Source organism: Pseudarthrobacter sp. GA104, assembly GCF_009741265.1.
In the GTDB taxonomy this organism is placed as follows: domain Bacteria; phylum Actinomycetota; class Actinomycetes; order Actinomycetales; family Micrococcaceae; genus Arthrobacter.
The window spans coordinates 3,739,107-3,755,394 of record NZ_WOWL01000001.1 but is presented as its reverse complement, the minus strand read 5'-3'; the positions used below and the strand labels follow the sequence as shown (position 1 = coordinate 3,755,394).

The 16,288-nt window shown below is 60.2% G+C and carries 13 protein-coding genes; 9 read left to right on the top strand and 4 right to left on the bottom strand.

The window, feature by feature from the left end; all coding sequences use genetic code 11:
- The first annotated feature begins 2 nt into the window (after positions 1–2).
- A complete protein-coding gene (locus tag GK109_RS17150) occupies positions 3–389 on the top strand; it encodes a DUF2304 domain-containing protein (RefSeq protein WP_157241779.1) in 387 nt (128 codons plus the stop codon).
- A gap of 73 nt (positions 390–462) precedes the next feature.
- On the opposite strand, the gene GK109_RS17145 is transcribed toward GK109_RS17150, so the two are convergent.
- Positions 463–1,344, bottom strand: a complete 882-nt coding sequence (locus tag GK109_RS17145; protein WP_157241778.1) for a glycosyltransferase family 2 protein — start codon at positions 1,342–1,344, stop codon at positions 463–465.
- Between the two features lie 164 nt (positions 1,345–1,508).
- On the opposite strand from GK109_RS17145, the gene GK109_RS17140 reads away from it, so the two are divergent.
- The 7 genes from GK109_RS17140 to GK109_RS17110 all read left to right on the top strand — a co-directional run bounded on the left by GK109_RS17140 (position 1,509) and on the right by GK109_RS17110 (position 10,377).
- Positions 1,509–2,270: a glycosyltransferase gene (locus GK109_RS17140; protein WP_157241777.1), complete on the top strand. Its 762-nt coding sequence runs from the start codon at positions 1,509–1,511 to the stop codon at positions 2,268–2,270.
- Positions 2,270–3,205 carry a glycosyltransferase gene (locus GK109_RS17135; RefSeq protein WP_157241776.1) on the top strand — a complete coding sequence of 312 codons (936 nt, stop codon included), beginning with the start codon at positions 2,270–2,272 and terminating at the stop codon, positions 3,203–3,205. The genes GK109_RS17140 and GK109_RS17135 overlap by 1 nt, the downstream gene beginning before the upstream one ends.
- A gap of 57 nt (positions 3,206–3,262) precedes the next feature.
- On the top strand, positions 3,263–4,306 hold the full coding sequence (locus tag GK109_RS17130) for a hypothetical protein (RefSeq protein WP_157241775.1): 1,044 nt from the start codon (positions 3,263–3,265) through the stop codon (positions 4,304–4,306).
- A gap of 30 nt (positions 4,307–4,336) precedes the next feature.
- On the top strand, positions 4,337–5,569 hold the full coding sequence (locus tag GK109_RS17125; RefSeq protein ID WP_157241774.1) for a lipopolysaccharide biosynthesis protein: 1,233 nt from the start codon (positions 4,337–4,339) through the stop codon (positions 5,567–5,569).
- Entirely contained in the window at positions 5,566–7,542 is a 1,977-nt protein-coding gene (locus GK109_RS17120) for a DUF6541 family protein (RefSeq protein ID WP_157241773.1), read from the top strand. The genes GK109_RS17125 and GK109_RS17120 overlap by 4 nt, the downstream gene beginning before the upstream one ends.
- A gap of 67 nt (positions 7,543–7,609) precedes the next feature.
- Positions 7,610–8,677, top strand: a complete 1,068-nt coding sequence (locus GK109_RS17115; protein ID WP_157241772.1) for a substrate-binding domain-containing protein — start codon at positions 7,610–7,612, stop codon at positions 8,675–8,677.
- Entirely contained in the window at positions 8,674–10,377 is a 1,704-nt protein-coding gene (locus GK109_RS17110) for a DUF2142 domain-containing protein (RefSeq protein WP_157241771.1), read from the top strand. The genes GK109_RS17115 and GK109_RS17110 overlap by 4 nt, the downstream gene beginning before the upstream one ends.
- A 361-nt stretch (positions 10,378–10,738) precedes the next feature.
- Here the strand turns inward: GK109_RS17110 and GK109_RS17105 are convergent, their stop codons facing one another.
- On the bottom strand, positions 10,739–11,218 hold the full coding sequence (locus GK109_RS17105) for a GtrA family protein (protein WP_231754890.1): 480 nt from the start codon (positions 11,216–11,218) through the stop codon (positions 10,739–10,741).
- 77 nt (positions 11,219–11,295) lie between these two features.
- Here GK109_RS17105 and GK109_RS17100 point away from each other — a divergent pair, with 77 nt between their 5' ends.
- The gene (locus tag GK109_RS17100; RefSeq protein ID WP_157241770.1) at positions 11,296–12,879 is read left to right on the top strand and encodes a DUF2142 domain-containing protein; all 1,584 of its coding nucleotides are present in this window, start codon (positions 11,296–11,298) and stop codon (positions 12,877–12,879) included.
- 15 nt (positions 12,880–12,894) lie between these two features.
- Here GK109_RS17100 and GK109_RS17095 read toward each other — a convergent pair whose 3' ends face one another.
- Both GK109_RS17095 and glf read right to left on the bottom strand, forming a co-directional pair.
- A complete protein-coding gene (locus GK109_RS17095; RefSeq protein WP_157241769.1) occupies positions 12,895–14,919 on the bottom strand; it encodes a glycosyltransferase in 2,025 nt (674 codons plus the stop codon).
- A complete protein-coding gene (glf, locus tag GK109_RS17090; protein WP_321213933.1) occupies positions 14,916–16,103 on the bottom strand; it encodes a UDP-galactopyranose mutase in 1,188 nt (395 codons plus the stop codon). Before glf ends, GK109_RS17095 begins: the two co-directional genes overlap by 4 nt.
- Positions 16,104–16,288: the final 185 nt, after the last annotated feature.

Below are 16,288 nucleotides of genomic sequence, written 5' to 3'. Positions count from 1 at the left end.
ACATGTCACTCCTTATGGGTTCCATCGTCGTCGTGGCGATCCTGTTCTTTGTGTTCGAAATGCTCCGCCGCCAGAAACTGCGTGAAAAGTACGCTGTGCTGTGGATCGTGATCGGTATCGGCACCCTCCTGCTCTCGGCCTTCCCCTCCGTATTGGAGAAAGCCAGTGGACTCCTCGGAATCCAGGTACCGGCAAACCTCCTCTTCATCATGACGCTGGTCCTCCTGGTGGGAGTGTGCCTGCACCTCTCGAGGGAGCAGTCTCAGGCTGAAGACGAGGTGCGGATCCTTTGCGAGGAAGTAGCCCTTCTCAGGGCGGACCTGGCCGATGTTCGACACCGCCTGAAAGCGGTCTCCACGTCTGGGGAGGAACCCGAAAACGGCCAATAGGAGAGCCCGGCCGCGGATGTGAGTGAAACAACAAAAAAGGACGCCCGAGGCGTCCTTTTTTGTTCGCTGTTCCCTATCTGACGACGTGCTTCGCAAGCCGGGGCAGTGAATCGAACTTGCCTTTCCCGACTGACTTGAAGATTAACGACACAGCGTTGAGCCGGGAGGTGGTGTGGAAACTCGCAGCACGCGCGGCACCTTTCCAGCCAAGACGGCTGAACCGCTCAGCCTGCTGCTGAAAGAAGCGCCGCTCCTCATCGAAACGCCTGCCGTCCAGCGCACGCACCGACGAGTCGGACGCCTGGTGCCTGCGGTACAGGAAGGCCAGCACGGGATCAACAATCATCGAACCGTGCTCTGCGGCGATATCGAGCAAGAGGGCGAGGTCTTGGACAACGTCGAGACCTTCGGTGAACCCGATACGCTTGACCGTCTCTGAACGCCATGCCAGGGACGGGAAGTACGCCCAGTCGGCACGCACCAGGCTTGTCGCCATGGCCTCACCCTTAAGTTCGATGCGCTCACTGGTCTTGGGTGCATAGACCTTCTTTACAGCATCCACGAGCGGCGTGCACGCGATGCCCTGCTCATCAATTACCTGCACCCCCGGCTGGACAACGTCTGCCTTTGGGTACTCTTCGAAGGCGCTCACCACAACGTCGAGATAGTTGGGGAGCATGATGTCGTCGGCGCCCATAATGACGACGTAAGGGGCTTCTACGAGGGTCAGCGCCTTGCGGTAGTTGCCGTTTGCGCCCAGGTTCTGGTCGTTCTTGAGGTAGGTAACCCGAGGATCCGTGATGGTCGAAAACCATCGTTCGGGTTCAGGATCCGGGTACCCATCGTCGATGACAACAAGCCGCCAGTCCTGGTTCTCCTGATTCATTACGCTGCGGGCTGCAAGCTTCATCTGATGGACATCGCCGTAGTACGGCAACATTACGTCAACGGTCATGGACCTGAGGTTCCTTCCGTGGTTTCCGCGCGAAGAGCTCGGCGGCTGCGTCCCCTCGATTATAGTTGACTGGCATGCGTCCATTCGGGCAGGCACAGCTTGCTAGACTGCTTGGGACCTGCCCGCCCCGCTGGCACCGCCCGGAGGCCTGAGGAGAAAAACTGATGGAGCCCGAAACCGCCCCCAAGCCGCGCGTGAGCGTGTGCATGGCGGCGTACAATGGCGCGCGCCATATAGAGGAACAAATCGACTCAATCCTGAGCGAAATTGGCCCGCACGATGAGTTGGTAGTGGTCAACGATTGCTCCACCGACGAGACATCCCAGCTAGTGGCCGGCATCAATGATCCGCGGATCCGGCTCATCCAGGCCGAGCGCAACAACGGTTACGTCCGCACTTTCGAACGGGCCCTTGGTGAGGCGCGCGGAGAATTCGTATTCCTTTCCGACCAGGACGACGTGTGGCTCCCTGGCAGGGTGGACCGCATGATCTCCGCCATGGACGGCAAAAACATGGTTGTCAGCAATTGCCGGCACTTTGACGGTCCGCTGGGCTCGTTCCACGAAATTCGGCTGCGCTCCAAGGACTCGACACACAACCTCCGAAACATCCTCGGCATTGTCGTGGGCTACCGGTTGCACTGGGGGTGTGCCATGGCGCTCCGGCAGGAAATCCTCCAGCAGGTATTGCCTTTCCCCTCGTACATGACTGAATCACATGACCAGTGGGTGGCAACCGTGGGCAATGTCAACCGCTCCATTATCTACATGGAAGAAGACACCATCCTTCACCGACTGCACGGCGGGAACCTGACCCCTCACGGCATCCGCTCCGCCTCAAAGATAGTCCGGGCACGTATCGCGTTCCTCCGCAACGTTGTCGAGGCTGTACGACGACGCTTTCGCCACGCCAGGACGGCGCAGTAATGGCGCCTGCAGACTTTGAAGCCAAAGAACCGCACCAGGACGTGTGCGGGGTCGTTTCCGCATACAACCCAGGTCCGGAAAACGTCTCCAACGTCAAATGGCTGCTGCGCTTCGTCTCCCACGTTGTGGTCGTCGACGACGGCTCGCCGGGCGACGTTTCACAGGCGCTGGCGGAGATGGAGGACGCCGGCGCAATCGTGGTACGGCTGAGCACTAACTCCGGCATAGCACGGGCACTGAATGTTGGAATCAAGGAAGCAGTGGAGCGGTGGGGTCCGGAGTGGATCGTCACCATGGACCAGGACTCCCGCTTTACCGGCGATTACGTCACGTCCGCACTCGAAACCGCGGCTTCCTCCCGCGACCCTCGAAGCGTGGGCATGGTGTGCGCGGAGTCACATAACCATATTCCACTGCCCACCTGGGGCGATCGGCAGGAAGCCCAGATCTTCGACCCCATGACCAGCGGCAGCTTGGTACGGACAAGCGTCTTCAATGTCGTTGGGTTCTTTGACGAGGGCTTTTTCATCGACTGCGTGGACTCTGAATTCAATGCCCGCCTACGCGAGCATGGACTCCGTGCCCTCGCGGGACGGGGATGCAACCTGGAGCACAGCCTTGGCAGTGCGCGCCCCATGAAAATTCTGGGATGGCATGCCCGCGTCGGCTCAAAGAAGCTGTTCGTCTACTACCACGCGCCGTTCCGTGTTTACTACATCACCCGCAATTCACTCATCCTTGCCCGCCGGTATGCGATGAAACAGCCAACGTGGGTGCTTCGCAGGATTTACATGGAAATCCAAAGCAACGTTGTCCGCTTTGGATTTGGCCCCAATAGGCGGAAGCATTTCGTCGCGGCCGTGGCAGGTGTCCGCGATGCGCTCCGTCAGAAGATGGGCAAGATAGACGACGCCCTCGCCGCCCGCCTGCGCTAAGGAAGAATCCCAGTACTCAGGGCAACCCCCTGGCCCGGCCGAGATCGAAAGACACCCATGACCACCAACTCAGGAACCATCTTCGTCCTCTACCACAAGGGACTCAGGACCGGGGGGCCGGAAGCCCTCCACCAGCTCGTCGACATGCTGCGCGAGCTTGGCCAGGATGCCTTTCTCGTCCCGCATCCCCACACGGCCCGGAACCCGCGGGTGGAACAGTACAACATCTATGACGCACCGGAAGCCCCTGAAATCGTGGATGCGCCCGGGAACACGGTGGTTTTCCCGGAAACCTATGTTTTTGAGATGTCGAAAGTGAAGCACGCCCGGCGGATGTGCTGGTGGCTCAGCATCGACAATTCCCTGACGTTCATGGCCGAACGGATGTGGCACCGCAACCAGGCCGGCCTTTTGAAGAAGGCACGCGAAACCGCCTTTCCCTATGCCCGGATGTGGAAGAACCGCGTTAATCCGGAGTCCCTTCGGAAGGACCGTGACGTTGTCCATTTGGTGCAGTCGTCCTATGCCTGGGCCTTTATCGCCACGCGCCTGGACGTCGTACCCTCACTCATCTCCGATTACACACCAACGGACGAGTTCCAGGGGACCACAGCCCTTCAGCGCAACCGCAACATGGTCACGTACAACCCCGCCAAGGGTGGGCACATCATCGAAGCCGTCAAGGCCCAATGCCCTCCTTCCTTGGAATGGCGTCCCATCGTAGGAATGACCCGGGCGGAAGTCGTCGAAACCCTCCAGGGCTGCGGCGTATACCTGGACCTGGGTCATCACCCTGGCAAGGACCGCATGCCCCGCGAAGCCACGTTGTCCGGCGCCCTCACCGTCGTTGCCCGCCGGGGCTCAGGTGCTTTCTATGCCGACGTCCCCATCCCCTGGGAGCACAAGATCACCCCCGGCGACGAAGAGGTGGCAACAGCCGTGGGGATGCTGCCACGGCTCATCGAAAACTTCGATGTTGAAGTGGCAAAACAGGACACCTACCGGGCAACCATCCTGAATGAACGTTCCCGGTTCAAGCGGGAGGTTGAAGACGTGTTCGTGAACGGCCGGCTTGGCAAGGACGCGTATGACTACCTATAGCAAACCAGCCAACCCCGGAGCAGCGACGGCATGATCAAAAGGATCGCGGCGTTCGCCGGGTTACCCTTGCTCGCCTCGCTGGCCTCCTTCATCCTCCTGCCAATCATTGCAAGGGTGGGCGGCGCTCCGGCGTGGAACTCTTTGGCTGTCGGGCAGGCCGTAGGCGCCATTGCCGCCATTGTCATCGGGCTCGGCTGGCCCCTCACGGGACCCGCCGCCGTCGCGTCAGCCAGCGAGGAAAGCGTGCGGCGCCGGCATTATGCCGTCAGCTTTGTCACCCGCTCGTTCATGTTCGTTTGCTCTGTGCCCCTGATGGCGCTCGCCCTGGGGTTCGCTAGCGGCACCAGCCAGTTCCCGGTCGCATTCCTGATGGCCTGCGCCCAGGCGGCGGCGGGCCTGACGCCGGCCTGGTACTGCATCGCGACCGGACACGCCGGCCGGATAGCCAAGTACGACGTCCTGCCGAGGATGGCAGCGACGCTCGGAGTGATACCGCTGATTTTCGCGACGGGTGAGATCTATCTCTACCCGCTGGCATTGCTGGTGCTGGGCCTGACAGGAACTTTTTGGTTCAACAAGAACCACTCCGACCGCCAGGATTACAGGGGCCTGTCCCTACCGGTTGTTTTCAGGGAAATCTGGGGATTGCGGGCAGGCGCAGGAATCACTGTAGCCGCCGGAGCTTACGCTTCAACGCCTGTACTGGTGGTTCAGTTTGCTGCGTCGGCAACCGGCCTGGCCGCCTTTGTGTCGGCCGAGAAGCTGTACCGGATCGGTCAACTGGCTACTGCCGCGTTGGGCAACAGCCTGCAGGGCTGGGTCAGCGAGTTTGGTACGGACCACCGTCAGAGGCGGAAGTTTTCGCTGGTGGCCCTGTCCGGACTTGGTACCGCCGGGTGGCTGATCATGGCCCTCCTCGGGCCTTGGGCCAGCACGCTGCTTTTTGGCGCGGCACTGGCTGCGGACTTTTGGACGTGCTTCTGGTTTGGCCTGTCATTCCTCCTGGTATGTGTCACAACCTCTACTGGCGCCCATTGGCTGGTTCCGGCCAAGCAGATGCGGGTCGTGTTCACCAGTACCATCGCCGGTGCCGTTGTGGGCCTCCCCGCCATGATTGTCCTGGCCGGACTGATGGGCGGCCAAGGCGGGGCCCTTGGCCTGGCGATAGGTGAAATCCTGGTCACCGCAATTCAGTTCGCAGCCGTTTTGCGGCTCATCCGGGCCAAAGCCCCGGAGGACAAGGTGGAGGGAGTGACTCCATGATATGGATCGGCTTCCTCCCGGTGGTGGTTTTGGCAGCCCTCCTGCTGTACGTCCCCGGAGCCCTGATTGCCAGCTGCCTGAAATTCCGCCCGGGTGCTGTCCTTGGTCTTGCACCATTGCATTCGACGGCGGCCGCAGGCCTTGCGGGTGTCATTGCCGGACAACTGGGGATCCCTTGGAGTGTCCTGCCGTTTCTGCTGGTGAGCGCCCTGATTGCCGCGGCCGCACTGGTGATTACACGGGGCATTCCGTGGCGAATGCCCCGGATCCCGTCATGGCGGCAGTGTCTCCCCTTCGCTGCCATCGCCCTGGCTTCTGTTCCGATAACCTGGCGCTTCATCCAGCTGGTCGGCTCACCTGAGCATCCCTCACAGGTATTCGATAACGTCTTTCACCTCAACGCCATCCGGTTCATCCTCGACACCGGCAATGCTTCCTCGCTGAACCTTGCTTCTATCCAGGGGGTGAGCGGCTTGGATGCTGTCTATCCGGCGGCATGGCATTCTTTTGCCGCCTTACTGGTGCAGTTGGCCGCCGTCGATATCCCTACAGCGCAAAATGCACTGAATCTGGTCGTAGCAGCTGTTCTGTGGCCCGCTTCCTGCTTTTTTCTGGTGGCAAAGACCGTTTCGAGAAGGCCCGCTGCGCTTATCCTTGCAGCCGTTGTCGCCGGGACACAGGTGGCGTTCCCGTTCCTTATGATCGTCTGGGGACCGTTGTTCCCCTACGCCCTGGCAATTAGCATGATGCCCGCCGCCATCACTGCCCTGGCCGGGCTGGCACGGCTCGGACGGACCCGTACGGATCCGCTGCGGAGCTGGACCTGTGCGCTCGCCATCGCGATGGCGGGCCTTGCCTTCGCCCACACCAGTTCCATTAACACCACTATGGCTGCTGGTTTTCCGATCGCTGCCCTGCTGTGGTGGCGGCTTGCTGAGCGGGCTAAACTGCGGCAACCTGACCCGCGACGGGCCTGGCTGCTTATTGCCGGGACGTTGGCCGTTGTTGTTGTTGCAGCCGCCCTCTGGTTCAAGCTCCGCCCTGCTCCGTACGACAACTGGGGACCATCCGTTAAGCCGGGTGCCGCCGTCGGTGAGATCCTGACAATGAGCCCGATGCAGTCAGCCATCCCGGCTGTGGTGGTCTCGGTCCTGTCCATCGCGGGATTGCTCACGGTCTTCCGGATGGGCAGCCTCCGTTGGCTCGCCGCCTGTTATGCCATCGTCGGGGCGCTCTATGTCGTGGCAGCATCACTGCCTGAGAGCGCCCTTAGGGACGCTCTGGTGGGGACCTGGTACCAGGACACCTACCGGCTGGCGGCTCTCCTGCCGCTGTTCGCGACGCCGCTTGCCGTGGTCGGCGGACTGCGCATATGGGATTCCTGGCGCGCTTCCGCCGCGGCCTTCAAACTCCAGCGCGTGATCGGACACCGGTTTCGTTGGCGCTCACACACCGGGGCAACTGCAATGGCAACCATTACGGCCTTTGCCTTCGCTGCGCTCGCAACTGTCGCTGGCCCCTTGTCGCACTATATCGCCGGCGCCGCCACCGTCTATCGGTTCGACGCTGGATCCGACTTGTTGACTCCTGACGAGTTGGCGTTGTTGAAACGAATCCCCAGTCAGGTTCCTCCGGATGCAGTCATCGCCGATAACCCCTGGAACGGCAGCTCTTTGGCCTACGCTTATGCGAACCGGCGGGTACTGACGGCTCATCTGTTTGCGGAGAAGGACGCTGACACATTGCTTATCGACCGAGAACTGAAGGAAGCTCCGGACAACGAAGCCGTCTGCAGCGCGTTGAAGAAAAAGAATGTGCAATACGTTTTGGACTTTGGATCGCAGTACCTGATCGATTTGCCGGGATCCGAAACCTATCCCGGTGTAACCGACATAAGTGACGTCCAGGGGCTTGACCTTGTAGATTCACAAGGTGACGGGGCCAAACTTTACCGGATCACGGCCTGCCCATGACCATGGGCAACTGCCGGGAGACATCAGCCTGCCCGTACCTGCTCCGCGTCGGCATTAGGCTGGACAGGTGATTCCTGTTTCCCGCCGAACATCCCGTCTCCTGGCCGCCGCTTTACTGTCGGGGCTCTTCACCCTAACCTCGTGCTCCACCACTCCCCCCGGAACCATCCAGGGCGCTCTTACCGGCATCGGCAGCAACGCCGGGCAGGGAGCCGTCAGCGCTTGGGGTTTGGCATGGGGCAGCGCGGTCAAGGGCACTTCGGTCAGCTTCTCGCCCGATGGTTCCGCGGCGGGGCTCAAGGCGTTCGAGGACGGACAAGCGCACTTTGCAATCACTTCTGCTCCGCTGCCTGAGCGGGAGGCTGCAGCGGTGCGCGGTATGTGCACTGATAAGGGCGCATTATCGCTGGCAGCCGGAGTCCTGCCGGTAGGTGTTGCGGTCAAGATCAAAGGCGTAAATGACCTTGTGCTGGACCCTCGAACCCTCGCAGCCATACTGCGCGGGGAAATCACGCGATGGAACGATTCGAGGCTGGCTGAGCTGAACCCTGGAATTGCGTTGCCGGACCTGGCAATCACTGTTCTTGTTCCGGAAGGGCCGTCGGATACAGTGCGGCCCGTCAACAACTACATCAGTGAGCGGACAGGCACCGATTGGGATCCCGAGCATGAAGACCGCTGGCCAGCCGACGTAGTCGGGCAGTCGTCGTCGCCGCCGCTGGCTCTTGCGGACAAACTTGACGATACGAATGGTGGCCTCTCCATTCTCGATGGAAGCATTATCGGCAACAGGTTTACTGCAGCCCAACTGATGTTCGACGGGAAGCCCCGGAGGCTGCAAGCCTCCTCGGTGGTAGACGCTGTCAGTACGGGCGATGTAGAAGCCTCATCAACCTCAGTCGTCCAATCGTTGGATGGGCGCTCCGGATATGCCCTGGGCACTGTCATTTACCTGCACGTCTGCAGGGAGTACTCGGAACCGGCCCTGAGCCGGCTGGGCCGCTCGTTCAGCGAAAATGTCTTTGGCAGCGATGCCCAGAAGAACGCCAACGCATTCGCGTTTGTCATGTCACCCAGCAAAAAAGCCGCAAGCGAAGGACTGGCACTCATCAGCACCATTGGAGACGGACAATGACCCTGCTTTTCCGAAATGTTCGACGACGTGGGTTGCCCCGACCACTGCCTACTTTCGGTCTTCTCACGGCACTGTTCTTTCTGCTGTTCGGATTGTGGTCGGCCGCCACCCCCCTCATGGGCTCTCCAGACGAGCCCGCGCATACCATTAAGGCCGCAGCTGTAGTTCGCGGCCAGATCCTGGTGGAGGAAGGTACCTCGTTCGGCCACGGCGTCCACGTACGTGTACCCAACTATATTGCGAGCCTCCACGCCCAAAGCTGCTACAAGTTCAACCGGGCTCAGGCTGCCGATTGCACAGCTCCCATTTATGCCGACGACACCTTCACAAACATTGCTGTGACCTCTGCAGGCTCCTATAACCCGATGTACTACTTTGTTGTCGGGTTGCCATCACTACTGATGTCCGGCGCCCCGGCGCTCTATGCCATGCGGCTGGTAAGCGCTCTACTCTGTGCCGCTTTCTTTGCAGCCGGCTTCACCGCACTGACCGAACTGAGGCGTCCGAAGTACCCCGTCTTGGTTGCGGCCCTGACAATGACTCCGATGATCCTGTTCCTTGGCGGGGGCATCAACCCGAACTCCTTGGAGATTGCGGCCACCATGGCAGCATTCGCGGGGTTCGTGGTGATCCTCGACAACTGGCGGGACACAAGACGTGTGATCCCCGCGCTGGCCACTGTTGCCGTGTCCACGGTGGCACTCGCAAACGCCCGGCAAATATCGTTGATATGGCTTCTCTGCGCCCTGATCGTCGGTGTCTGCTCTTTCCGGTTCCGGCGCACTGTCACCGTCTTTAAGGACAGGCGGGTGCTCGCTGCCGTGGGTTTGGCCGTTCCAGGGGCATTGTTGGGGTTAGTTTGGATGTACCTGGCGGCTAACGGGCCAGCAAACGTCGGCGTGGCGCCAGAGGGAATTGCCAATCCACATCCCGACGCCCCCCTGTACCGCGGTTTCATGATTATGCTCGACCGGACGTACGATTTCTTCCCGCAGTACATCGGAACCATGGGATGGCTCGACACCCCTGCACCCGAACTGGTGACGCTGGTTTGGGGCGGATTGATGATCGCCGGCCTGCTGATCCCTTTCTGTGTCCGGCCGCTTCGCAACTGGACCGGATACTGGGTTGCCCTCGCAATGCTCTACCTGGTTCCTGCGCTGCTGCAGACCGCGCTATGGCGTGGGATGGGGTTCATCTGGCAAGGACGCTACACGCTTCCCCTTGTTGTGGTCCTATTCGTCAGCGTAGGTCTTGGACTGAGGAAACTCAGATTCCCGGACGGCCCCGTTGCCTTACACGTTTCGCGGATCATGTTCTGGCTCATTGTTTTCTGCCACACCTTGACCTTCGCATATGTCTTGAGGCGCTACGTTGTAGGCATTAGTGAGATCGCCAACTGGCAGACGCTTTTCTCTTCGCCTGACTGGCAGCCGCCGTTCGGTTGGCTCCCCTTGACCATCGCTTACCTTCTTATAACCGCGCTCGCGGGCCTGATCCTGTTCCGCTACCTCTTCACCGGGCAGCCTTTGATAGCTCGCTCGGTGAGAGCTGGAAGGCCGGGCCGGCTCTCCACTTCGGGAGCCACCGCCCACGCGGAGCGGAATGCTGCGGCAGACCTTATTTCCGCATCCGGGGCCTCCCACCCCGTTTCCCCCGAGCCCGAAGTCTCCAGGGCGCCGCGGGAACCGTCCATGTAATTCAAAGGTGCCGCACGGCAGGCCGTGATGCGTACGCTTCAAGCCTCCGGCACTCACAACGAGCGCCGGAGGCTGTTTTGGCTCTGCACATGTGTAAAGCCCGGGCGTGGCCGAAGCGTTCCACCCAGCCTGGGCGGCGCCATAGCCCTCCCTGCCCCTTCAGAACGGGGCACTGGATGTGGTCACACCGTCGATCGTGCTGGACCGTTGGGCCGGGCTTGGATGTGTTCGGCCAGCCGCAGGGCGTGCTCACTGCGGAATGAAAGGTGCCCGGGAGCAGGCCCTTCAGGGTTTGGCGTCGTTCGTCCGGGCTGTCTGTTGCCCGAGTTGCCCCCCCGGAAGCCCCCTACCGGGCAGAGAACTAGTTCGTTTCCACGTCCTGCGGTTCACGCCGGAAGATCCAGTGCCGGTAGAGGAAATAGTTCCAAACCGTGGTGAGAGTCGTTGCAGTGGTCTTGCCCAAAACATACGACCAGCCAAGAGCATCAAAACCGGTAACTATCACATCACTTACGACGATGTTCAGTAGAACCAGGAGCAGGTACTTTGCTGCACTGACGCTTCCCTTGTTCGTTGCCTGGAAAGTGAATACTCGCTGGAGCAGAAAATTGAAAACCAGGCTAACGACGAACGCAATGGGCGTGGCAATCCAAAGGTCTACGCCGAACCCTTCGTGAAGCACCGCCAGCAGTCCCAGATCAAGCGCAAATGAAAGACCACCAACCGCCAGAAATCTGACTACGGGATGCCGGTAAAGGACCATAGCAAGGCGTGGCACAGGAGGAGCTGCCTCGGCGGAAGACTTATTGGATGACGGCATGCCAGAACCGGGAATTCGCATCGTGGGGTTGATCCTCTCCAGTGGAACGGAGTGTTCAGCCTCTTGACAGCCAGCCTCCAAGTACGCTTAAAGCTATCATGCCACATTCGACGCTCCCTCCCCTGTTAGCCAAGTTCAACCACCTAAAGACCCACCGACCCGCCCCCTCATCCTTCCGAGTCCTCATAGTTGCCTGGCTGCTCTTTGGATGCATCGGAAGCGTATGGAGTTTCGCTTCGCCCCTCATGTCCATTCCTGACGAACCCGCTCACACCATCAAGGCGGCAGCAGTAGCCCGTGGACAACTGTCGGGAACCAGCTCCGGAGTCCAAGGTGCCCCCTTGATGGTTCAAGTGCCCGGTTACATCGCGGATCTTAACCAACATGTATGTTTCGCGCAAAAATCAAACGTAACCGCTGACTGCGCGACTCCGATCGACTCCTCCGATCGAGGATGGAGAACCGGCAAGACATCCGCCGGAAACTACAATCCTGTGTATTACGGCATTGTCGGCCTGGGTAGCCGCGGCCTCAGCGGCGAAACTGCGATATATGCCATGAGGCTGATCAGTACGTGGATGGTGGCATTCTTCCTGGCTGCAATCTTCGCAGCCACCGCGTCCTTGCGTCGGTTCCACCGGCCAGTCATCGCGGCTTCAATAGCACTGACACCAGCTGTCTTCTTCTTAACCGGCTCGATCAACCCGAATGCGCTGGAGATTGCCTCCACGGGGGCCGTATTCGCGAGTCTTTGCGCCATCGCCGAGCAAACGGCCAGCAAGGTTAGGCTCAGCACTCTGCTCTTAGTTGTCTTCACCCTGTCCGCCTCAGTTCTCGCACATACCCGTCCGCTTTCCCTCTTGTGGTTGGCAATTGCCGCGACCGCCGCTGTGCTCTGTTTTGGCATCAATGCTTCTCTGCGCACGCTGGCACAAAGGAGATTCCAGGTAGCGCTGCTCATCGTCGGCGTATCGTGCGCTTTTGCACTGTGGTGGGTCGTGTCGGCGAAAAGCTTCGAAAGCCTGCTGGCGGGCGCCCCCATTCCTGCGGAGAGTGCAGCTGTTGCCATGCTCGACAAAACGGTTTTCTTCATGGTGGAGTACGTAGGTGTCCTTGGGTGGATCGACACTATGCCGCCGCCGGCCGCTCTCTACGCCTGGGTCCTGGGGTTTGGGGCCATGTTGTTCCTTGCCTACACGGCCCGCCCTCTCAGGGCGCGCTGGGTCATGGTGCTGCTGACGGTTACCGTTATCGCAGTTCCAACCGCCCTGCAAGCAAGCTCAAGCGAACAGCTGGGTTGGATTTGGCAGGGAAGATACACGCTGGCAATGGTTGTCACCCTCATCTTGGCGGCTGGAATCGCAACGCGCTTCCGCCCGTTCCGTATTACGCCTTGGACTAAGTCCATGGTCCGCTGGGGGTTGGTTCTTGGGGGATTGGCGCACGCCTATGTGTTCCTGGAAGGCTTGCGCCGCTACACCATCGGGATTCAAGATCACGTCAACTGGACAGAGATGTTTGAACCGCTGTGGCAGCCTCCAGGTACCTGGCAAGTGCTCGCGGTCATCTACATCCTGCTGTTGGCAACCTGCGGTAGTTTCCTCTACCGCCTCTTGACTACGCCGCCGGCACAGGCACGGCAGAAGCTTATAGCCCCGTTGCAGCCACCGCTCAGCAGATGATGAGCGGCGGGAGATTCATTTAGAAGCGCCGGCGCTCCTGGTGGCAGGGTCATTTTTATGGCCCTGCGCCGGGGCGGCGGCATCGAAGGTGGCGCGCCAGGCCTCCATCGAAACAAGGGCCGGCAGCGCCGACCTGTAGTTATCAGCCAGCGCATTCCAGTCTTTGTACAGTCGTGCATGCTGTCTGGTCGACCGTGTCAGCATTGCCCTGAGCTTTTTCGGATCGCGCCTATACCAGGAGGCGGCCGTACCCTCCGCGTTTGAAACTACGACGGAGTCGTAGTGGGCTATCCGAAACCAGCGATTATCAAGGTGGGCAAGGTACGCCTGGGGGCGTTCCAGCGATTCCGGCGGGGGCTGCTTCATCAGCTGCCGCGCCACCATGGTCAAACCCCACTGGACCATGTCCTTCTTGGCGGGCATTTGGACATCGGCAGCGGCCGAGAGGCCGGCGCCCAGTGCAGGCGCAGGAAAATCGTCCACGTCCTCGCGCATCGTTGCGTCGGAGTATGACTCACGGAGTTCGTTGATCTCCGCGAGCTTTGTACTCAGGGAGGGATGCAGGTGCCCGGGACCTGTCAGGAGGTCGTCCCTTCCAGCCAAACGATTGTGCGCGGTGAAGTACTGCAGGGATACCAGATGTTTGACGTCTTCCTGGAAAGACTCCCGAAGGACGTTGCCCCCTTTGGGATAGGGACTATGGAGAAGTGCGGTAATGAGCCGGTTACGGTTGTGGAAGTAGGCCTGCCAGCCCACAAGGTCGTCTTTGTCTATCCAGGAGATGTGCCAGAGTGCCGCCCCTGGAAGGGATACCGTCCGGATTCCGGCAGCTCTGGCCCGAAGACCATACTCGGAGTCATCCCACTTAATGAACACGGGCAGGGGCAGGCCAATCGTCCGGATGACGGACGTCGGGATCAGGCACATCCACCAACCGTTGTAATCTACGTCGACGCGGCGGTGAAGCCATGGCGTCTGCCGAAGGTTGGAAACGCCAAAGTCGTGCCGCATCTGCATATCCTGATGCGGCTGGCCTGGCGAGAAGCGGCGGGCGTCGATGGTCTCGCCCATCGAATACAAGGTGCTCCTGCTGTAGAGATCGAACATATGGCCACCAACGATGGTGGGATTCTTGCATCTGCCGGAAAAAGCCATCATCCGCATGATGCTCTCCGGCTCCATGACGACGTCATCGTCCAGGAGGAGAACGTAGTCGCTGCCGTTTTCGACAGCTTCGTACATTCCCCGCGCGAAACCTCCTGAACCCCCAAGGTTGGCCTGGTCGATCACCCTGAGTTTTGGGCCAAAGAGCTCCGCAACCTCTGCGAATCCGGGCTGGTGCGCCACTTTTCGTGACCCTTGGTCGACGATGATAACTTCCTTCGCCAGTTCAAGGGCATCCGGATGCTCAACGAGCGAGCGAATGTTGGCGAGGCAGAAGTCGGGCTTGTCCATAGTAGTGATCTGGATCGTCGCCCGCTCCCCGGACCTCAGCGGCTGGGGCCCTTCCCAGCGTGCCTGCTTTAGGACGAGGTCGCCGCGGCTCGACGCCAGATCGAACCAATACCAACCGCCATCACCGAATGGTTTGATGGACAACTCGAATGCCGTCGTCGTGTCGCCATCCAGCCTTGCGCCTTCAACACGCTGGATCGTTCCGCGGGCATTCGATTTGTAGACGGTGACCGAACCGTGTCCGGAGGTCTCAACGACAAGCCGGATTTGCCTGACATGGGTCCATCGCCGCCAGTAACTGGCCGGGAAGGCATTGAAGTAAGTTCCGAGCGAAAGCTGTTCGCCTGAACGCACACGAATGGAATGACGGGACACGAGGTCATCGAAATGCACCTCCTTCGGGCTTGCCCCAACAAGGTGCAGCCTCTCTCCAAGAGGCTTGGGATTCCGGGCAAACTCGTTGCTCTCCTGCATCCGAACGCCGCTTGCCGGGCCGGCGTCCGCATAGAGGGACATGGTGTCCACCCCTGATTCCGGAGGGAATATGACCCTCTGGAGCGTTGCCCAGCCCGGCGTGTCAGTCATGCGTCGACGCCTCCGCTTTCCAGCTTTACGCCGCTTTCGAAGTGCGGCCGGATCTTGTTGTCAAACATGCTCAGTGCCGAACCGATGGCCATGTGCATGTCCAGGTACTTGTACGTCCCGAGACGCCCGCCGAAGAGGACGTCCTTCTCGGCCGCCGCCAGGTCGCGGTATTTCAGGAGCCGTTCCCGGTCAGCGGACGTGTTGACCGGGTAGTACGGCTCATCACCCTTCTCGGCGAAACGTGAGAACTCTCGCATGATGACGGTCTTTTCCGTCTGGTAGTCACGCTCGGGGTGGAAGTGGCGGGGCTCGATGACCCGGGTGTAGGGGACGTCGTCGTCGTTGTAATTCACAACGGAGGTGCCCTGGAAGTCCTCCATGTCCAGCACTTCTTCCTCGAAGTCGATGGTGCGCCAGGACAGGTCACCTTCAGCGAAGTCGAAGTAGCGGTCCACGGGGCCCGTGTAGATCACCGGGATGTTCCCGACCACCTTGTTCTTGCTGTACTCATGCGACTCATCGAAGAAATCGGTGTTGAGCCGGACCTCGATGTTCGGGTGCTCCGCCATCTTTTCGATCCACGCCGTGTAGCCGTTCGTGGGCAGGCCCTCGTACTTGTCGTTGAAGTACCGGTTGTCGTAGTTGTACCGCACCGGGAGCCGCGAAATGATGCCGGCCGGCAGGTCCTTGGGATCCGTCTGCCACTGCTTGCCGGTGTAGTGCTTGATGAAGGCCTCGTACAGGGGACGGCCGATCAGCTGGATGCCCTTGTCATTGAGGTTCTGCGGATCGGTCCCGGCGAGCTCGCCGGCCTGCTCCTGGATGAGTTCCCGCGCCTGGCCGGGTGTCAGGTTGGCACGGAAGAACTGGTTTATGGTCGCCAGGTTGATGGGGAGTGAGAAGACCTCCCCCTTATGCACGCCATAGACCTTGTGGACATAGTTCGTGAAGGTCGTGAACCGGTTGACGTACTCCCACACCCGCTCGTTGGATGTGTGGAAGAGGTGGGCGCCGTAGCGGTGCACCTCGATGCCGGTCTGCTCTTCTTTTTCGCTGTAGGCGTTGCCGCCGATGTGGTGGCGGCGGTCGATGACGACGACCTTCAAGCCCAGCTCAGTGGCGGCCTGTTCTGCGATTGTCAGGCCAAAAAAGCCGGACCCTACGATGACGAGGTCAGCGGTCACAAAATCTCCTGGATTGAATGCGGGCAGCGCAATTGTGCGCATTGTCTGCTGCTCTAGCCTACCCGAGGGATAGCGGGCCCCGTCGAATCGAATGCCCCTGCCACTTGTCCACATAGAAGATTCAGGCCGTGTTCCACACCATGCCAATTGCCTAGCGTGGATTCAAAGGCACCGAAGGATTCACG